Genomic DNA, 18,457 nt, shown 5'->3' with positions numbered 1-18,457 from the left:
AGAACCTGTCTGTCCCGACCGGTCAGCCGTCGACGACGGCGGGGTCCCGCGTCGGGACGGCGTCGGTCGCTTCGGCCGGCCGCGCGGGGTTGCCCACGACGGTGGTCTCCGGGGGCACGTCGTCGACGACGACGGCGCCCGCGCCGACCGTGGCGTTCTCGCCGACCGTTATCGGCCCGACGAGCGTCGCGTTCGCGCCGACGGTGACGCCGTCCTCGAGCGTCGGGTGGCGCTTCTCGCGTCGCATCGACTTCCCGCCGAGTGTCACGCCGTGGTACAGCAGCACGTCGTCGCCGATGTCGGCCGTCTCGCCGACGACGGTGCCCATCCCGTGGTCGATGAACAACCGGTCGCCGATGGTCGCGCCCGGGTGTATCTCGACCCCGGTCAGGAACCGCGCGAGGTGCGAGAGCAGGCGTGCAGCGAGCGTGTGGTCACTGACCCACAGGGCGTGGGCCAGGCGGTACAGCCAGACTGCGTGGAGGCCGGCGTAGGTGAGGACGACCGCGACGGTGCTGACAGCGGCGGGGTCTTTCGCCATCGCCGTCCGGATATCGTCTCTGAGTGTGGTGAACATGGTGTGGTGGATTTGGTCGGCTATCGGGCAGGCGGGACGTCGGTCGCGCGAGTGGACGGAGAATCAACAGCGACAACAGGGGCCGTGCAGGCGGTGATGCTCGTCGGCGAGCGGGTCGAACCGGTGTGGCCGTCGGGCGTGACCCATATACCCACATCTATACGCGAGAGCGGACTAAAACCCGACGGTTCGGCGGACGGCGTCGAGGCGTCACACGATGCCCTTGCCCAGCAGTTCGCGGGCGATGATGTTCTTCTGTATCTCGGTCGTCCCCTCGTATATCTGGGTTATCTTCGCGTCCCGGTAGAACCGCTCGACGTCGAAGTCGTCGACGTAGCCGGCCCCGCCGTGGATCTGGACCGCCTCGTCGGCCACCTCCACGGCGACCCGCGAGGCCTTCTCTTTCGCCATCGAGGCGAGTTGCGTGAGCTGCTCGTCCTCGTTGTCGACGCTCCAGGCGGACTTGTAGGTCAGCTGTCGGGCGGCCTCGATCTCCGTGAACATCTCGGCGAGCTTGTGCTGGATGGCCTGAAACTCCGAGATGGGGCGGTCGAACTGCTCGCGTTCCTTCGCGTACTCCAGAGCTCGTTCGGCGGCCCCGCGGGCGATGCCGACGCCCTGGGCGGCCACGCCGGTCCGGGTCTCGTCGAAGAACTGCATGAGCTGGAGGAACCCCGCCCCGCGGGTTCCCACCAGGTTCTCCTCGGGGATCCGCACGCCGTCGAGGACGAGTTCGGCCGTATCGGAGGCGCGGATGCCCAGCTTCCCGGTTATCTTCTCGGCCTCGAACCCGTCGCGGTCGGCCTCGACGACGAGTTGCGAGAAGCCGTTGTAGCGGCCCTCGGCCTCGGGGTCGGTCTCACAGAGGACCACGAAGTAGTCCCCGACCGACCCGTTGGTTATCCACATCTTCGTGCCGTCTATGACCCACTGGTCGCCTTCCTTGCGGGCCCGCGTCGACACCGAGGAGACGTCAGACCCGGTGTCCGGTTCGGAGATGGCGGCCCCCATCACCGCCTCGCCCGTGGCGACGGGTTCGAGGAACCGCGCTTTCTGTTCGTCGGTCCCGAACTCGACGATGGCGTCGGCGCCGAAGGCCGCCGACTGGATGCAGAGGCCGATGCCGGGGTCGGCCGCGAACAGCTCCTCGGCGAGGATGACGTTCGTGAGCGTGTCGTATCCCGTCCCGCCGTACTCCAGGGGGATGTTGCTCCCCGTCAGCCCCATCTCGGCGGCCTTCCGGACGATTTCGTCCGGGTACTTCTCGGCGCGGTCGTACTCCGTCGCGACCGGTTTCAGCTCGTTCTCGGCGAAGCGACGGACCTCGTCGCGGACCTGGCGTTGCTCGTCTGAGAGTTCGAAGTCCATACGCTACCTGTTATCGTAACCCACAATAACTATTTGGCGAACGGAATAAACTCAAGCGAGGTTTTCGTCCGAGAGAAACGTTGAAACGTGGGCCGACTGTGGTGACGAACGTCATGGATTTCGAGGACATCGACACTATCGCGGTACTCGGCGCGGGGAACATGGGTCACGGCATCGCCGAGGTGGCCGCCCTCGCCGGCTACGAGGTTCGGATGCGGGACATCAAAGACGAGTTCGTCCAGGACGGGTACGACAACATCGAGTGGTCGCTGAACAAGCTTGCGGAGAAAGACCAGCTCACACAGGACGAGGCCGACGCGGCGCTGGACCGGGTCACGCCGCTGGTCGACGTCGAGGAGGCCGTCGGCGACGCCGACGTCGTCATTGAGGCCGTCCCCGAGAAGATGGCGATAAAGAAGGACGTCTACCAGGAGGTTGTCGAGTACGCACCCGACGAGGCCATCTTCGCCACCAACACCTCCAGTCTCTCTATCACAGAGCTCTCGGAGGTGACCGACCGGCCCGAGCAGTTCTGCGGGATGCACTTCTTCAACCCGCCGGTGCGGATGGCCTTAGTCGAGGTTATCTCCGGCGCCCACACCAGCGAGGAGACGCTCGAGGCCATCGAGCAACTCGCAGAGGCCTTCGACAAGTCGCCGGTCCGCGTCCGCAAGGACTCGCCCGGGTTCATCGTCAACCGCATCCTCGTCCCCCTGATGAACGAGGCGTGCTGGCTGGTCCACGACGACGAGGCGACCATCGCCGAGGTCGACGCCACCACGAAGTTCAGCATCGGCCTCCCGATGGGGCGCTCGAACTCTCCGACCAGGTGGGCAACGACGTCGGCCTCCACGTCCTCGAGTACCTCCACGAGGTGCTGGGCGACGCCTACACGCCGTGTCCCTTGCTCGAACAGAAGGTCGAGGCGGAGAAATTCGGCAAGAAGACCGGAGAAGGGTTCTACGACTACGAGGACGGCGGCGTGGAGATTCCGCGTGACGCCGCTCGCGAGGACATCGAGACCCGACTGCTGGCCCTGCTGGCCAACGAGGTCGGTAAACTCGTCGAGAACGACGTCGCACCCGTCTCGGACATCGACGAGGCCGTGATGCTCGGCGGCGGGTGGCCCGAGGGGCCGGCGAAGATGACTGACGCGGCCGGCCTGGAGACGCTCGTCGAGACGCTCGACGAGCTCCACGGGGAGACCGACGACCCGCGATTCGAGGCCAGCGAGGGGCTCCGTGACGCCGCCGAGGAGGGGGGCTTCTACGGGAGCGACGACGACGGGGACGCGATGGCCTACGACACCATCACCGTCGAGACCCTCGACGGACACGTCGGCCACATCGAGCTGGACCGGCCCCACCGCATGAACACGGTGAGCCTGGAGATGCTCGACGAGCTCGGCGACGCCATCGACCGACTCGGCGAGAACGACGCGGTCCGGGCCGTGCTGGTGACCGGTGCCGGCGACAAGGCGTTCTCGGCGGGGGCCGACGTCGTCGCCTCGGCGAGCAACGCGAACCCGCTCGACGGCATCGAACTCTCGAGGAAGGGCCAGGAGACGTTCGGCAAGTTCGAGGAGTGTCCGATGCCGGTCGTCGCGGGTATCGACGGCTACGCACTCGGTGGTGGGATGGAACTGGCCACGGCGGCGGACCTCCGGGTGGCCTCCGAGCGCTCGACGTTCGGGCAACCGGAACACGACCTGGGGCTGCTTCCGGGGTGGGGCGGTACCCAGCGCCTCGCGAAGATCGTCGGCGAGGGGCGCGCGAAGGAGATTATCTTCACGGCCGACCACTACGACGCCGCCGAGATGACCGACTACGGCTTCGTCAACGACCTCGTCGGGAACGACGAGCTGTTCGACGAGGCGCTGGCTCTGGCCGAGAAGCTGGCCGCCGGGCCGCCCATCGCACAGGACTTCACGAAGCGGGCGATGCACGCGGGGCGCGACGACGAGAACGCGGGCCTCGAGGTCGAGTCGCAGGCGTTCGGCCACCTCTTCGCCACGGAGGACCTGATGGAGGGACTGGCCGCCTTCTCGGCCGACCGCGACCCCGAGTTCGAGGGCAAGTAACCGGGCTCCCTGGCCGGGTCCGAACCGTGCCCGCCGGTCGAGCCCCGGAGCCGCTCGCGGGGCCGTTGCTGACAGGTGAGTGACTGTGCGAGCGGTCCACGCAGAGCCCCGATTTCGATGGGGTTAAATTGAAGCACCCGAAACCGACGAGTGCGCTCGGTTGGTGTAGTCCGGCCAATCATCTTGGCCTTTCGGCTCGCCCGGAGGTTCGACCTCCGCGAGGAAGACAGCCGAGGACAGGGGTTCAAATCCCCTACCGAGCACATTCTCACGGAGCAACCTGGTGAGCGACGCCGCCGGCAGGGACCCGAGTTCCGACCGGCCTACCACTCTGCGAACCGCTCGCCCAGCAGCGGTGCCCCGACGGTGCCCCCAGCACCGACCGCGCTACCGAGGAACGTGAGCGCGAGTGGCGGTTCGAGTGCGGTGATGGCGACGAAGAGACCGCCCACGGCACCGAGGACGACGAATCCGGTAACCGCCGCACGCCGCGTCGTCGGGTGGGCCGGCGTCGAATCCGCGACGGCCCGCCAGACGACCCACGCGCCGGCGGCAGCCCCGACGGCGGCGACGCTTTCGAACGTGACCCCGAGAAGAACGCCGAGAGACCCGACGCCGGTGGCGACGAGGAGGACCTGTCCGGGCCTGGTACCTCCGTCCGTGAGCCGGTAGAGGGACCAGAGGACGAGCCCGCCGACGACGATCCCGACGACGACGTCGACGAGGTAGTGGACGCCGAGAACCAGCCGCGACAGCGCGACGAGACCGATGATGACGCCGGCGATCCCCGCCCGTTTTCTGAACGAGCCGCGCCGAAGAACGAGCGCACAGCCGCCCCAGGCCATCGTGCTGCCGAGGGCGTGCCCGCTCGGGAAGCCGTACCCGTCGGCGGTCGCGACGGTCGCGAACAGGCTCCGGAGGACCGGCGGCAGGACCAGCACGTCGCCGCCACTGACAGACGGTGGGCGGGGCAGCTGGAAATATGCCTTGAGCGCCCCGACGAGGGCAACCGCCGTGAGCACGAGCCCCAGGACGAAGAGCCCGCGGCGTCTCTCGATTCCCCACCGGGGCAGCTGGTCACCGGCCACGTAGAGCGTGCCACCCAGCAGAAAGAGAAACCACCCGTCGCCGAGCTGAGTGAGCAGGCCAAAGAGCACGAGCACTGGCCAGTCTGCGGCGGTATGAATCGCGTCGGTGACCCCGATACTTCGCCCGTTTTCGAAGACCATATCTGGACAAGATTCCCCTGACCGCCTTCAGGCGTGTGTTCGGCGGTCACCCTCTTCGGTGTTGTCCTGCCCGACTTCGATCTCACACACTCGCGTTCCGTCGCCAAGTCCGTCGAACGACCTTCGAGTGGGAGAACCGCGCAGTTCGACTGGTTCAGCGACACGCCCCCTCTGTGGGGGGGTTTGGCACACTCTTCTGCGAGTTACGAGATGATGCTCGTCCGCTGGGTGACGGGGTCGACGTAGATCAGATACGAGTCGGCCTCGCTCTCGGCGTCGACGACCCACACGCTCACCTGTCGTTCGGCGGCCGCGACGGTTGCGTCGATTCCCTCCCGTTCGAGGGCGTCACGAGCGATGGCCATCGCCTCGTCCTTGTCGTCGACGGTGACGTTCGTCTCCGGGAGCCTGACGGTCATGACGGGACAGCGGGCCTGCCGGACCAGCCGTTCGGCGACGCTCCCGATGAGGCGCCGCTCGACGCCGGAACGGCCGTGGGTCCCCGAGACGATGAGGTCGGCGTCCATCTCGTCGGCGTAGGCGACGATGCGCTGTGCCGGGTCGCCGTGCAGGATGGCCGTCTCCACGTCGATACCGTGGTCACGCGCCATCCCCGCGACGCGGTCGACCACCTCCCGCCCGCGGTCCTCCAGTTCCGTCTCGTCGGTCTGCCCGCCGACGAGCGTCCGCAGGCTCTCGTCGACCACGTGGACCACGTGGATCGTCGCGCCGTAGGTCTCCGCGATGTCGATTGCCTGGAGGGCGACGTGGGCTGAACCGACGCTACCGTCAGTCGGGACGAGGATGCGTTCGTACACAACAGTCCCAACGCTCGCGGCCCACATGAATGATTGTGCCGCTCCAGACAGATTCCCGATTCGTGTCGGATTTGGAACAACCGATATCCCCCCACGTCGCGTCGCTCTCACTATGGTCACCATCCGAACGTTCGCGACTGGCGGGGCGATACTCGCGGTCGTCGTGGTCGTCGCGAGTCTCGCCGTCATCGGCCCGTCCGATTTCTTCCTCCCCGAACAGTCCACGCAAGTCGACGAGGAACTGGCTGACGGGGACGCCGAGGTACTGGCCAGTGGCTCGTTCGTCGGCACCTCCGGGTACGACGTCACCGGGACAGTGCTCCTGCTGCGCGACGACGAGGGGCTTTTCCTCCGGTTCGAGAACTACAGCCAGACCCAGGGCCCGGACGTGTTCGTCTACGTGACGCCGTCCCCAACACCGGACTCGAGGGCCGAGATTACCGCCGGCACGAAGGTTCCCATCGATGGCGGGGCCGACGATGGGGAGAGCACGAAGGAGGGGACCTTCACCCAGCGACTGCCCGAGGGTGTCACCGCCGCAGATATCAACGGCGTCGGGATCTGGTGTGAACGGTTCTCGGCCCCATTCGGATACGCCGAACTGAACCCGGTCTCCGGCGAGACGACCTGACGAGCGGTGCCGAGCAACCATGTCGTCAGCCGATTCCCTGCGCCAGTGTCCCGAACACTGGCCGATGTCACCTCGGCGGTTCTGCCGCCCGGTCCAGACGGCGTCCACCGCTTCCAGAACCCGTCTGAACGAGAGATCAGGCAGTACCCACCAGCCGCTGGGGGGTCCTCTGGCCCGAAACCGACTCCCATCGCCCGACCTCGTTCCGCGGCGGCGACGGCGGTGTTTAGTTAAGGGAAGATAGCCGCAAACAGCCAGCCGGGGCGTTCTGGTTCTCTGAACCGGGTGCTGCTAAAGTAAACACTACCGATTCCCGTCGGACAGGCTTTTTTGCACCCGTTCAGCGACGGCTGACTGAAACGCTGCCAGCGAGGCGACGAACTCACCGCCCGAAAAGAGGTCCACGTACGACTCCCGGGCGACGTCCGAAACCAGCCGGTCGCGGACCCCCTCGACCGTCACCGAGTGCCCATCCGTCCGCAGCGCCGCCGCGGCACGCTCGATGCGGTCGTCAGTCGCGTACTCTTCCGCCAGGACTGCAGCTGTCCGTGCGTCGGGCGCCGACTGGGAACGGCCGTCGTCACACCGTGCCACGGCGCGCCCACCGGATTTGTCACGTATCAGGACGCCGGCCGCGTGTCCGTCTCGCCACTCGGACTGCGGGAACTCGGACCCCTCGGTGTACTGCGTGACGTCGATGTGTGCTGCCGGCACCTCCTTGTCGATGGCCGGTAACGTGGGCAGGCCCAGGCGCTCGAAGACACCGGTCGCCGAATCCGGGGGGAGGAATCGGTCCTGCCGACCTGACCACACGTCGACGCCGACGAACGCCGGCAGCCGCTGCCAGTCGAACTCGATGCCCTCGTTCCGGGTCGCGATTCCGCAGAAGGTCACGTCGCTCGGGTCGTCAGTCGCCGCTTCCAGTGCTTTACGGTCCAGTCGCTGGTCGATGCAGTCTGCCGCCCGACGGTACTGTGGTGGCACGGAAGCGGCCGTCTCGTAGGACTGGCTGGCTGTCGCAACTGTCACGAGGCCGGACGCGGCCACCTGGAACCGAAACTCCGCGCCGGTCGGGAGTTCCTGCACCCAGACGTGGCCGGAGAACTCGACGTCGCTACCGGCGGGTGTCTCGGGACATCGTTTCACAGTCGACCACACAGTCCCGGGGTAGTAAAGTCGTGTGGCGGTTCCGCACGCTGCATCCGGGCCTGGTGGTGAACCAGCGGGAAACACCGCGGCGGTGTGCGGACCATCTCGACGAGAACGTTCCTGACAACTCCAGCGACCATCGGTCTGGCCGACCGTGTCCAACGACCCGCCTGCAGTGCGGAGAAGTGGAACCTACGGAACCCTCCCGAGCATCGGGACGACGACGAACAGATATCCCAATAGCAGCCCAAATTCGACCAGCAGGATAGCAGTGTACACGATGGTATCCCTGTAACCGCGGTCCGCTCCAAAGAGCGTGAAATGCCGATTCATATCACTCTCCGACGGACCGGTTTGAAACACGAACCCGAACCCCTGGACGATGAGAAACAGCTCCACCGCAGCGAATATCGGACCCTGACCTGAGTCGATGAGCAGTCCCGGGAGCACCACGAAGACGACGAGCGGGAGCGCGACGGCAAACGGGGCGAGGACCGTCGCAACCAGCGATTCGGTCGCGGTTTCGGCAGGTGGCGGTGATGGAGTCGAGCCAGCTGCTGGTCGAGAGTGGGGGGTCCCATCGTCGACGAAGACAACTCGGTCTGTTTTCGTCGAGGAGAGGTCGAATACCTCGAATTCGATTCTCGTCTCTCGGCCGAACAGGTACGTATGGGTGAGGTGGTGCGTGTATTCGTGGGCGACGACCGCCGGGACGAAGACGATAGACAACAGCGCCTCGAGCCGCCCGGAAACGTCCCGTATCCACATACCGTCCGAGTATCTGCGTGGCCGGGTAAAGAACGTGGTCTCTGCGTGGGGCCGCGATCGTCTCCCTGTCGGCGGTGTAGCATCGGCTGCAGCGACCGGCGCACGTGAATCAGCTCCGGTTGCGACCAGGTCCAGATAGGTACTACTATGACCGACCAACCTGCTGACAAAAGCACGGGTAGGTCCAGTGTCATCGAAGCGTGTCACCCCGGTCCTGACGATCGCCGTCGCCCTCCTCTTGCTGGGGGCCGTTGCGACGATCCCCACCGGCAGGTCACTCACCGTCGCCGGCCAGTACGCTGTCGCCACGATGGTATTCGCGGCAGTGCTCTGGGTCACCGGCGCGCTTCCGCTTCCGCTGACGGCCCTGACAATCCCCATTCTCCTGACGGTGTTCGGGGTCTATCCAGACTTCAGGGACGCTGTCGCGGGCTTTGCCGATCCGGTCATCTTCCTGCTCCTGGCGGGATTCATGTTCGCCGAAGCGCTCCAGAAGCACGCCATCGATCGGCGGATCGCCCTCTCGTTGCTCGTCCGATTCGGGACGTCCGCACGGGGACTCGTCCTGGGCGTGATGGTCGCGACGGCACTCCTCTCGATGGTCATCTCCAATACGGCCACGGTCGCCATGATGGTTCCAATCGTCCTCGGCATCGTCGAGAGCGTCACCGACCTGACGAAAGCGGGTGGCGAGAATCCGTCGGCGAACGCGTCGAACCTCCAGATAGGGATGTTGCTCGGGGTCGCATACGCGGCGAGTCTTGGGGGTGTCGGCACGCTGATCGGCACCCCGCCGAACGCCATCGTCGCCGGCCAGCTGAACGAACTGCTCGGCTACGAGATCACGTTCGTCGAGTGGCTCGCTATCGGACTCCCGATGGTGGTCGTCACGCTCCCGGTCGCGTGGGTGCTCCTGACGTACGTCGTGTACCCTCCGCAACGGTACGACGTCAGCCGTGCCCGGGACCGTGCCCGTGACCAACTTCGCTCGATGGGGGCGCTCTCGACCCGTGCCCGTCGCACCGTCGCCATCTTCGGCGGGACTGCCTTCCTGTGGCTTCTCGGCGGGTTCGCGTTCCTGTTCGACGACGTCCTCCCGCGCGAGTGGTACGTGACGCTCTTTGGCGGAACGGGGCAGAACGTGTTCGGCACTGCTGGCCACGAGGGCGTGCTGTTCTACGTTCTCGTCGGGCTGCTCGCCATCCCTGCACTGGTCGTCAGCGGCGCGACAGCCTGGGACGACCTGATCGAGATCGACTGGGGGACGTTACTGCTTCTCGGCGGCGGCATCTCGTTGGCGAACGCGCTGGCCGATACGGAGGCGACTGTGTGGCTCGCGGAAGTGACACTCGGTGCTCTCACGGGAACGCCGGTCGTCGTGATCCTCCTCGTGATAATCACGATGACGGTTGTCGTCGGCGAGCTGGCATCGAACACGGCGATGGCCGCCATCCTCGCCCCGCTCCTGATCAACATCGGACCGGCGTACGCTGATGCACTCGGCACGTCGAGCGAGCTCACATCGGTGCTTCTCGCAGTGACCGGAGCGATCGCTGCCAGTTACGGGTTCGCGTTGCCGGTCGCGACACCCCCCAACGCGATCGTCTTCGGCACGGGGTATATCGAACGCGAGCACATGCTCCGAGCAGGCGGGTTGCTCGACGGCATCGTCATCCTTCTGACGACGGGTGTCTCCTACCTACTCATCCAGTTCTTCTGGCCGATCGTCCTCGGCTGAACGTCGACGCGAGCGAGACACGTCGAAGGCACGCTCATGCGGTGGACGGAAGCGGATGCCGATCAAACGCCGCCCCACAGTCCCGTCCGTGATGATGGGGAGAGCCAGACACCTGAGACGACGGCCGAGTCAAACAGTTTTGTACTGGGTTGACATATTTGGAGGTATGGCTCTCGGCCCTCCATCAGCCACCGACGGGGAACGGGCGGCCGCTCGGGACCTCGCCATCGAGACGACCGGACTGACCAAACGGTTCGGCGACCACGTCGCCGTCGACCACCTCGACCTCGCCGTTCCCAGGGGAACCGTCTACGGGTTTCTCGGCCCGAACGGGGCGGGCAAGACGACGACGATGCGGATGCTGACGACCCTGTTGCCCCCGTCGGCGGGGAGCGCGACGATCATGGGGGCGCCGCTCACCGACCGCGAGGCAGTCACCCGAAGCTCGGCTACCTCCCGGAGACCCCGCCGCTGTACGACGAACTCAGCGGTCGCGAACAGCTCTCGTACGTCGCCTTCCTCCAGGACATCCCGGACGCGGCCGCCGCTGACCGGATCGACGCCCTGCTGTCCCGACTCGACGTGGCGGACGCCGCCGACCGACGCATCTCGACGTACTCCAAGGGGATGCGACAGAAGATCGGACTGATACAGGCGTTGCTCCACGAACCGGCTGTGCTGTTCCTGGACGAACCCACGAGCGGCCTGGACCCGCGGGCCGCACGGACCGTCCTCGACGTGATCCTCGAACTCGTCGACGACGAGACGACGGTCTTCCTCTCGACGCACATCCTCTCGGTCGTCGACGAACTCGCCGACACCATCGGCGTCCTCCACGAGGGCCGGCTCGTCGCCGAGGGCGCGCCGACGGCCCTCAAACAGCGGGCCGAAACGGGTGAAGAGCGCACACTCGAACAGGCGTTTCTCGAGGTGACGGCCGACCACGATGCTGAAGCCGTGGTCGAGAATCAGTCATGAGCAGGGTCGGGCACGACATCCGCCACGGACTCGTCATCGCACGGGTCGAACTCCGCCGGTCCATCCGGAAGTCCTTCGGCACCCGGAAGCGACAGCTGACGGCGGTCGCATTCGTCGTCCTGTTTACCCCGACGCTGTTGTTCTGGGCCCGGACCGCACACTCGTCCGGGCGTTCGGCCGCCCAGCAGGGGGCCCTTCCACTCGAGACGCTTGGCGTCCAGGTCGGCCTCCTCGCCGTCGTGTTCGTCGTCATGAGCGCCTTGCGCGTCGTCCAGCAGGGTCGTCCGGAGGGCGACGACCTGCTCTTGACCGCGACGAGTCCGCGCGCCGTCCTCTTCGGGACGACCGCCCACCTGACCGTCCAGCTCGTCGGCTTCATCTCGCTCCCGACGCTGTTGTTCGCCGGCGGATTCGCGCTGGGAGCCGGGTTTCCCTCGCTCGTGGTGACCGCTGTGCTGGCGGCGATTCCGCTGTTCACGGCCGTCTCGTTGACGGGGACGGTCCTCGGACAACTGGTCGTGCTGGGACTGTTGCACAGCCAGTTCCTCCGTTCGGCCGGTCGAGCGTTCGGCGTGGTGCTCCTGCTGGCGCTGCTGGGACTGAGTTACGCCGCGATGGCACCGCTGGTGGGTGCGACCGGTTCACTCGAACCCCTGACCGCCGTCGCGTCCCCCGTGGTGCTGTACCTCGCGTTCGCATTCGTCGGGACGCCGCTCGGGCCCGAACTCGCTGCGGGGTCACTGCTGGTCGGGGCGGGAGTGGTCGCGAGCATCCCGGCGCTCTTGGCCGTCGCAGACCGGCTCGCGCCGCGGCTCTGGTTCGCCGACGCGACGCCGTCGACGCTCGCACGACGGGACGAATCGACGACCACCGCACCCGCGGACGGATCCACCGGGAACCCCGACCGGCCGTTCCCCCCGCGACTCGGTCCGCGACCTCTGGGTGTCGCGCTCGGGCTGTGGACGCGGTGGATTCGCCTCCCCGTTCGCTTCTCACCGCTGTTCCCGCTCGTCATCGTGCTGGCGACGGCGGTGTTCGGTGTGCTCGGCGAGCCCGAACAGGTGCCACTCGTGGTCGGTGGCGTGCTGGCGTTCGCGGGCGTGTATGTCTCCGGGGCCACGTTCGGATTGAACCCACTCGGGGAGGCCAACGAGATGCGTGCCATCGAGTATCTGTCGGCGACGGACGCTCGGACACTCGTGCGCGGCCACGTGCTCGCCGGCCTCCTCGTCGGGACGCCCATTGCCGTCGTCGGGGCCGTCGTCGCCGCGGGCACGCTGGGCCTCGCGCCGGTGGTCGCGGTCGGGCTCGGTCTTATCGCGGCGGTGACGACGGTCGCGAGCAGTGGTGTCGCGGTCGGAATCGGGACGCTGATCCCGTCACACGACACGCGGCGGACGTACCGCGGATACGAGGTGGCGACGCCGAGTCAGTGGGCGCTGATCGCGTACATGGTCGCGGCCCTGCTGGTCGCCGCCATCGCCGCGATAGCGGGCGTGCTGGTCCTCTTCGCCGGTGACGCCGGCACCCAGTCTGCCATCACAGTCGCCGCTGCTGCCGTCACCACGGTCGTGCTGGCTGGCGTCGGGTTCGCCGGCTATCGGGCCGCGATCGGACGGTTCTCGTCGCCGCCGTACGCGAGCGGCGCGGAGCGATCGGGGAGTCGGGCGCTGCTGTCGGCCGGTGGCGGCGAGGCCGAAGGTGCGTCTGCGAGCAGTCTCGAGTCGGCGTCGTTCACCCGCACGCAGAAGGTTCGCGGACTCGTCCTCCTCGGAGCGTTCGTCGTCCTCCGAGCGGTCGCCGTCCGCGTCTGGAACCGGTACTTCCCCGGCGGCTACAGCACCGATCCGCTCTTCCTCGCGTTTCTCGGTGGCGTCTTCCTTTTCCTCTCGGTCGGACTGGTCTATCTCGGATTCACGCGCTGGGTCGGTGTCGACCTCCGTGCGTGGTGGGTCGAGCGCGGCCGACTTCGCGGTGACCTGGCGTGGGGTATCGTCGGCACGATTGCCGTACTCCTCGCGACGCTCGGCGGCGGGCTCGCGATCTCGGCGATGCTGCCCGGGCTCGGTCAGGTGGGGACGGCCGGGGCCGCACCAGCCCCGGCCGTTAGCGGGAGTACGGGGACCGACTGGGTCACGACGCTCCTCCTGGGATGGTTCTTCGGGTTCGCCATCGCCGCGTTCCAGGAGGAGACGCTCTTCCGTGGCTTCCTCCAGGGACTGCTTCGGGAGCGCTACGGTCGCGCCGTTGCAGTCGTCGGCCAGGCGGCCGTCTTCGCGCTCGCCCATCTGACGTACTACCCGGTCTCGGCGTGGCCGCTCGTGCTCGTGGTGCTACTGGTCGGCCTCGTCACCGGCTGGCTGGTCGACCGGCGTGGGACGCTGCTGGCTGCAGGCATCGCCCACGGGTTCGTCGGGTAGTCTCGACCCGGTTACCCATCAGGTAGCGACCAGCTGGGCCACGACGAGGACGGTCACCACGACGGCCAGCCCGACCATCGCGTCCGTGAAGATGCCGTACTCGGCGGGCCGTCGTGCTTCGACCTCGGGTCGCAAGAGCCGGGCCGCACGCATAGCGGTCGCTCGTTGGGGGGGTTGATCACGCTGGCGCTGGTCACCTCGCCGGGCGAGGGCGTCCCGAGACGTCGACCGATATCGCGTGTCGGGACATGACCGAAACCGTCGCGGCCACAGATGTCAGTCAGTCGGTAGCTGATTGCCGATCCCGCGGAACGGATATCCCGCACGGATCCTCTTGCGTTCACTGAGCGTCAGCGAAACGGCAAGGGCCACGTGCTGTCTTCGGCTGTTGCCCGTCAAAGGAGCAGTCGAACCACCGCTCAGTGACGAGACCTACCGGGTGGCGGCCGGCTTTCGCCTTGCCCGAAAGCGACAGGACATCCCCCCTCGAGCCGCTGCAGACGGCTTCGAACTGTTGTGTTGGCTATCACAGCCCGAACAATAGGCTACACGACTCTGTTGACTGGGGATCGCCCGTCGCGGAACCGTTGGACGCTCTCGCGCACGATGGCAGCGACGTGGCGACCGTAGTCGCGGGTGAACGCCCCGCAGTGGGGCGAGACGATTACCTCGTCCATCTCCCACAGCGGTGAGGACTCCGGCAGGGGTTCAGTCTCGAAGACGTCCAGTGCTGCACCAGCGATCGAACCCGCGTCGAGCGCATCGATCAGCGCATCCTGATCGACGACGCCACCGCGAGCGACGTTGATCAGGTATGCGTCCTCCTCCATCGCGTCTAAGACCGCCCCGTCGACGAGCTGTTCGGTCTCGTCGGTCAACGGAACCGCCAGAACGACGAACCGGGCATCGGTGACGGCCGTCTCCAGATTGCTGGGTGTGTACGTCCGGCCGACTCCGGGTTCGGGTGTCGGTGTCCGCCGGACGCCCGTCACGTCGAGGCCGAGGCCGGCCAGTCTATCGACGATCCCGCGCCCGAGGCCACCGAGCCCGACGACACAGGCACGCTCGCCGGCAACGGTCCAGCCGTCGTCCCAGTCTGGTTGGGACCACTCGCGGGCTTGCTGGTGGGCGACGTGTTCGTGCAGCCGTCGAGCGAACGCGAGGACGTAACTCGCGACCGTCTCCCCGATCGCATCCCCGTGGATCCCGGTGCTGTTGGTGAGAACGACGCCCGCAGCGTCGAATCGGTCCTCCGGAAATCGATCGACGCCGGCCTGTATCGAGTGGACCCAATCGACGTCGAAAAACGCCTCGCGATGGGCGAGCGTAACGACGGCGTCACAACCCCTGATCGAGTCGGGCGTGTCTTCGAGGACGACCGTGTCGATCGGGCTATCGGTCAGTTCGTCGCGCAATACCGCCGGCGGAAAGACCGTCGATACAGTCGGGTGGATGCCGAGCCGTTCGAGAGCCATATCCGGCCTGTCGGTGTGCCGCCTCGTAACTGTTGTCTCGACCGGGTGGATCGCGGCCATCCCCAACATGCACCAGCGTAGTGTGCCTGTCCGAACATGTTCCGGGATGGCTACTGTTGGTAATAAATAACTGCCGCGTTGGACGTCCCAGCCGGTGAGAGCTGTCGACGTCTGAGTAGCGCGCACGCGGCGGTCACGGGTCGGTAGTCGTACCGAGTTGCTTGGGGCGGTAGAGACGGGTGCCGTCTCGGTCGGCCATGACGTGTACGTTCCTGGATTAGAGTAACCGATTCTGATTGCGGTAGTGGTATAACGTGTCCATAGTACATTGACAATAGTGTGCGTCGACGGAAATACGTCCAGATGCTCGGCGTCGGCGGATCGCTCTCGGTCGCCGGCTGCGCCGGAACTCGTCTGTCCGCTACCGACGCCGACCTACCGATGAAGACGCTTACGCTCGCAACCGCCACCACCGCCCACGATAGCGGACTTCTGAGCGCACTGACACCCGAGTTCGAAGCGTCGTTCGGCGCGACGCTGAAGACAGTCGTCCGGGGCACGGGAGCCGCGCTCCGAACAGCCCGGGACGGCGACTGTGATATCGTCCTCGTTCACGCCCGGTCGCTGGAAAACGAGTTCATTCGCGCCGGCCACGGAATCAACCGGCGGCGCCTCATGGGCAACGATTTCCTGATTGTCGGCCCATCCGACGATCCGGCGGACGTGACCGAGCGCTCCCCGACCGGGGCCTTTCGTGCGATCGCCGAAGCGAAGGCGCCGTTTCTGTCACGGGGTGACCGCTCGGGGACGCACATCCGTGAGCGCCAGGTGTGGGCGGAGACCGGTATCACGCCGTCGGGGGCGTGGTACCGTGAGACCGGTCAGGGCATGGGTAGTACGCTGATCACCGCTGAACAGGTCGGGGCGTACACGTTGACCGACCGGGGGACGTTTCTCAACGTGAGCAGTGACGGACCACTCGAGGCACACGTCGCTGGTGGACTCGAGGATCCACCGCCGTTGCTTCGCAATGACTACGCGGTCATCCCTGTAAACCCCGCCCGACACGAGAGCGCATATCCACTCGCCATGGCGTTCGTGGGGTATCTCACCGGCCCCGGGCAAGCGACCATCGCGGAGTTCCAGGTGAACGATATGCAGGCGTTTCGCCCCACAGCACTGTCGTCTCAGCCGAACTTCGGTCAGTACGTGCCAACCAGTTGGCCCGAGTAGCGACGCTGAATCGGCGAGCACCAACCACCAGCACGGGAACCCGCTCGACGTCGTGACAGACGCCGAGGTGTTCTACCGGCACTGGGATTGTGTCGCACGCCGGTGTGACACTCAGTCACTATCTTCCGCACGGTGGTTCTCTCAAACGCTGAGGAATACAGCAGAGACGGCTATCTCGAACCGCGGACCGCCATCCTCGGCATCGGTCACGGAGATCGTCCAGCCGTTGGCCCCGACGATCTCCGCGACGATAGCCAATCCGAGCCCGGTTCCTGTGGGACTATCGGTGTCGCCGAAACCGAATAGTGTCGTGTGGTTGGGAACCGCCTCGTCACGTCGTCGTTGCGACCCGCAGTGAGTACGCGATACACCCCAATCCGACTACCTGTGTCACGCGTACCAGCAGGCGAAACACGTTCTGTAGGTGGATCGGAACGAGCCGGAAGGCAATTAGCCCCTGTCCGGCGACGGCGAGCAGGTACGTCAATCCAAAGAGGAGGATCATACCCACGGAGAGCCACCGCATCGATGGGTCGTCGTTGCGTCGCAGTCCACGATACGCTTGATAACCGATGTAGACACCGATCACGGCCGACGCGGTCGCAGCGATTCCGGCGAGGACGCTGATCGACGAGTCCAGACCGAACACGACCATCAGAACCGCCCCCACAGTTCCGTCAGCTGATCCGCGACGTCGGCTTGCTGTCGGTCGATCTCCCACGATAGAGAGCCATTCCGAACGGCGAGTTCGAAGCGGTCGAGCCGAGAGACGTACACAGCCTCATGATGGCCGTCTGAGCGCGGACGCGTCTGTTCCGCCACGAGATCCGCATCGCGTAGCCGGTCGAGTCGTCGATAGATAGACGTTGTCGACAGGCCACAGTGCTCGCCGAGTTCGTTGGCCGACATCGGACGCTCGCTCGTGGCGGCCAGTATCGACCGGACGTGCTCGTCATCGAGGAGAGTGAGGACGGTTGCGAGGTCCGAATCGGTCATCGATATGTCACGGGTACTATCCCTCGTACATAGTTTGTGGAGGTCCGGATGGGGTGTGGAACGGTGCAAACACTGCTGTGACGTGCTCCCCGGGGCAACGACTCCACTAGTCATCGGTGGTCCTCTGTAAGTCGGCGCCGAAGAGGACGTGGAATCTCACATCACCGGTCGAATAGACGAGATTCAATCCCCTCGCCTCCGGCCGATCTTTCAGGTCGACTGTCGCAGTCGACCCTCGGTCGATAGATCGCTGTTCAGGCCAGAGCGGGTGTTTGTCGATTCCGCCAGGGGCGGACTGGTATTCGAGGTCGTAGAAGAGTCGATTGGCGGGGACAGACTCACCCGCCTCATGCCGGACGGTGGCGCGCGCTGGCTCGTCTTCCTGTGTCAGCCCCCACGTCACTTGGGGGAGGTCGTACTCGGGAGGCAGTTCATCGGTGTCGTCGAGCGGGATTCGCGTTTCCACCGTGGCGAGCCGATCGTCGACGGCGACGTCGAACGTCTCGGCTTCGGATGTGAACCGATAGTCTTCCTCCCGGAGACCACGCTCCAGTGCCTCCCTCGTGGCCACGTTGTCGGGCTGTCGGTAATAGTAGAAAACCACCTGATAGGCAGCGTCCTCGTCAAACCGGAAGGCGTCTGCCATCAGCACCGGACGACCGGTCGGGTCGTGGATAGCTGTGTTGACGCCGAGATAGGGATTACTCCCGGCGGCCGTGATGAGTCGGTCGAACGCCCTATTCTCCTCGTGATATCGAAGCCGGTGTCCGGTGCCCGCATCGATGATGGCGTCGAGATTCGGCGCCGCATGGCGATACGCGCTCGTCCACACGATGGCGTCGTCTCCGACCGCAACGCGGCGAACGGTGTCCGACCGAGCGAAGACCGTGAAATCCCGATACTCGCCCGTCCGCTCGTACCCGCTGTCTACGACAGTCTCGATCACCGCCGACGGCTCGAACGACGCTTCGATTACAGTTCCAAATCGGGAAGCTCA

At 66.0% G+C, this 18,457-nt stretch carries 15 protein-coding genes, 1 tRNA gene and 2 pseudogenes; 7 read left to right on the top strand and 11 right to left on the bottom strand.

From position 1 onward, the window contains the following. Positions 1-22 precede the first annotated feature (22 nt). Both epsC and P1N55_RS01430 read right to left on the bottom strand, forming a co-directional pair. A complete protein-coding gene (epsC, locus tag P1N55_RS01435; protein ID WP_276277258.1) occupies positions 23-577 on the bottom strand; it encodes a serine O-acetyltransferase EpsC in 555 nt (184 codons plus the stop codon). Positions 578-787: 210 nt separating this feature from the next. Next, positions 788-1,945 (bottom strand): acyl-CoA dehydrogenase family protein, encoded by a 1,158-nt coding sequence (locus P1N55_RS01430; protein WP_276277257.1) that lies wholly within the window; start codon positions 1,943-1,945, stop codon positions 788-790. Positions 1,946-2,058: 113 nt separating this feature from the next. Between P1N55_RS01430 and P1N55_RS01425 the strand changes: the two are divergent. Both P1N55_RS01425 and P1N55_RS01420 read left to right on the top strand, forming a co-directional pair. Continuing rightward, positions 2,059-4,025, top strand: a pseudogene (locus tag P1N55_RS01425) (3-hydroxyacyl-CoA dehydrogenase NAD-binding domain-containing protein). A 154-nt stretch (positions 4,026-4,179) separates the two neighbouring features. Beyond that, positions 4,180-4,288, top strand: a tRNA-Glu gene (locus P1N55_RS01420). Between the two features lie 60 nt (positions 4,289-4,348). On the opposite strand, the gene P1N55_RS01415 is transcribed toward P1N55_RS01420, so the two are convergent. Then, complete coding sequence (locus P1N55_RS01415; RefSeq protein ID WP_276277256.1) at positions 4,349-5,254, bottom strand: phosphatase PAP2 family protein; 906 nt, start codon at positions 5,252-5,254, stop codon at positions 4,349-4,351. Between the two features lie 203 nt (positions 5,255-5,457). Continuing rightward, positions 5,458-6,072 (bottom strand): universal stress protein, encoded by a 615-nt coding sequence (locus tag P1N55_RS01410; RefSeq protein WP_276277255.1) that lies wholly within the window; start codon positions 6,070-6,072, stop codon positions 5,458-5,460. Between the two features lie 112 nt (positions 6,073-6,184). Here P1N55_RS01410 and P1N55_RS01405 point away from each other — a divergent pair, with 112 nt between their 5' ends. Then, positions 6,185-6,703 carry a DM13 domain-containing protein gene (locus P1N55_RS01405; RefSeq protein WP_276277254.1) on the top strand — a complete coding sequence of 173 codons (519 nt, stop codon included), beginning with the start codon at positions 6,185-6,187 and terminating at the stop codon, positions 6,701-6,703. 303 nt (positions 6,704-7,006) lie between these two features. Here the strand turns inward: P1N55_RS01405 and P1N55_RS01400 are convergent, their stop codons facing one another. Both P1N55_RS01400 and P1N55_RS01395 read right to left on the bottom strand, forming a co-directional pair. Continuing rightward, positions 7,007-7,849 carry a hypothetical protein gene (locus P1N55_RS01400; protein WP_276277253.1) on the bottom strand — a complete coding sequence of 281 codons (843 nt, stop codon included), beginning with the start codon at positions 7,847-7,849 and terminating at the stop codon, positions 7,007-7,009. A 195-nt stretch (positions 7,850-8,044) separates the two neighbouring features. Then, positions 8,045-8,620, bottom strand: a complete 576-nt coding sequence (locus P1N55_RS01395; protein WP_276277252.1) for a hypothetical protein — start codon at positions 8,618-8,620, stop codon at positions 8,045-8,047. A gap of 187 nt (positions 8,621-8,807) precedes the next feature. Here P1N55_RS01395 and P1N55_RS01390 point away from each other — a divergent pair, with 187 nt between their 5' ends. From P1N55_RS01390 to P1N55_RS01380, 3 genes and pseudogenes are all read left to right on the top strand, one after another. Beyond that, positions 8,808-10,358 carry an SLC13 family permease gene (locus tag P1N55_RS01390; RefSeq protein ID WP_276277251.1) on the top strand — a complete coding sequence of 517 codons (1,551 nt, stop codon included), beginning with the start codon at positions 8,808-8,810 and terminating at the stop codon, positions 10,356-10,358. Between the two features lie 166 nt (positions 10,359-10,524). Next, a pseudogene (locus P1N55_RS01385) lies at positions 10,525-11,336 on the top strand (ABC transporter ATP-binding protein). Continuing rightward, positions 11,333-13,756 (top strand): CPBP family intramembrane glutamic endopeptidase, encoded by a 2,424-nt coding sequence (locus tag P1N55_RS01380; protein ID WP_276277250.1) that lies wholly within the window; start codon positions 11,333-11,335, stop codon positions 13,754-13,756. Before P1N55_RS01385 ends, P1N55_RS01380 begins: the two are co-directional and overlap by 4 nt. An 18-nt stretch (positions 13,757-13,774) precedes the next feature. Here the strand turns inward: P1N55_RS01380 and P1N55_RS01375 are convergent, their stop codons facing one another. Further along, positions 13,775-13,909 (bottom strand): hypothetical protein, encoded by a 135-nt coding sequence (locus P1N55_RS01375; protein WP_276277249.1) that lies wholly within the window; start codon positions 13,907-13,909, stop codon positions 13,775-13,777. Between the two features lie 392 nt (positions 13,910-14,301). After that, positions 14,302-15,231, bottom strand: coding sequence for a D-2-hydroxyacid dehydrogenase (gene ddh, locus P1N55_RS01370; RefSeq protein WP_276277248.1), 930 nt, complete (start codon positions 15,229-15,231; stop codon positions 14,302-14,304). A gap of 339 nt (positions 15,232-15,570) precedes the next feature. Here ddh and P1N55_RS01365 point away from each other — a divergent pair, with 339 nt between their 5' ends. After that, a complete protein-coding gene (locus P1N55_RS01365; protein WP_346429985.1) occupies positions 15,571-16,464 on the top strand; it encodes a substrate-binding domain-containing protein in 894 nt (297 codons plus the stop codon). Between the two features lie 331 nt (positions 16,465-16,795). On the opposite strand, the gene P1N55_RS01360 is transcribed toward P1N55_RS01365, so the two are convergent. The 3 genes from P1N55_RS01360 to P1N55_RS01350 all read right to left on the bottom strand — a co-directional run bounded on the left by P1N55_RS01360 (position 16,796) and on the right by P1N55_RS01350 (position 18,406). Beyond that, positions 16,796-17,119: a DUF7521 family protein gene (locus P1N55_RS01360; protein ID WP_276277246.1), complete on the bottom strand. Its 324-nt coding sequence runs from the start codon at positions 17,117-17,119 to the stop codon at positions 16,796-16,798. Then, positions 17,119-17,460, bottom strand: coding sequence for a winged helix-turn-helix domain-containing protein (locus tag P1N55_RS01355; RefSeq protein ID WP_276277245.1), 342 nt, complete (start codon positions 17,458-17,460; stop codon positions 17,119-17,121). The genes P1N55_RS01360 and P1N55_RS01355 overlap by 1 nt, the downstream gene beginning before the upstream one ends. Positions 17,461-17,566: 106 nt before the next feature. Beyond that, positions 17,567-18,406: a hypothetical protein gene (locus P1N55_RS01350; RefSeq protein ID WP_276277244.1), complete on the bottom strand. Its 840-nt coding sequence runs from the start codon at positions 18,404-18,406 to the stop codon at positions 17,567-17,569. Between the last annotated feature and the right edge of the window lie 51 nt (positions 18,407-18,457).

Source organism: Haloarcula regularis (assembly GCF_029338315.1).
Lineage (GTDB): Archaea > Halobacteriota > Halobacteria > Halobacteriales > Haloarculaceae > Haloarcula > Haloarcula regularis.
The sequence above is the reverse complement of the archived record's forward strand: the minus strand, read 5'-3'. Positions and strand labels throughout refer to the sequence as shown.

What these genes read in the sequence shown, in the direction of transcription:
- epsC (WP_276277258.1), bottom strand. Translation starts at nt 577, where the DNA reads ATGTTCACCACACTCAGAGACGATATCCGGACGGCGATGGCGAAAGAC.
- P1N55_RS01430 (WP_276277257.1), bottom strand. Translation starts at nt 1,945, where the DNA reads ATGGACTTCGAACTCTCAGACGAGCAACGCCAGGTCCGCGACGAGGTC.
- P1N55_RS01415 (WP_276277256.1), bottom strand. Translation starts at nt 5,254, where the DNA reads ATGGTCTTCGAAAACGGGCGAAGTATCGGGGTCACCGACGCGATTCAT.
- P1N55_RS01405 (WP_276277254.1), top strand. Translation starts at nt 6,185, where the DNA reads ATGGTCACCATCCGAACGTTCGCGACTGGCGGGGCGATACTCGCGGTC.
- P1N55_RS01395 (WP_276277252.1), bottom strand. Translation starts at nt 8,620, where the DNA reads ATGTGGATACGGGACGTTTCCGGGCGGCTCGAGGCGCTGTTGTCTATC.
- P1N55_RS01380 (WP_276277250.1), top strand. Translation starts at nt 11,333, where the DNA reads ATGAGCAGGGTCGGGCACGACATCCGCCACGGACTCGTCATCGCACGG.
- P1N55_RS01375 (WP_276277249.1), bottom strand. Translation starts at nt 13,909, where the DNA reads ATGCGTGCGGCCCGGCTCTTGCGACCCGAGGTCGAAGCACGACGGCCC.
- ddh (WP_276277248.1), bottom strand. Translation starts at nt 15,231, where the DNA reads ATGGCTCTCGAACGGCTCGGCATCCACCCGACTGTATCGACGGTCTTT.
- P1N55_RS01360 (WP_276277246.1), bottom strand. Translation starts at nt 17,119, where the DNA reads ATGGTCGTGTTCGGTCTGGACTCGTCGATCAGCGTCCTCGCCGGAATC.
- P1N55_RS01355 (WP_276277245.1), bottom strand. Translation starts at nt 17,460, where the DNA reads ATGACCGATTCGGACCTCGCAACCGTCCTCACTCTCCTCGATGACGAG.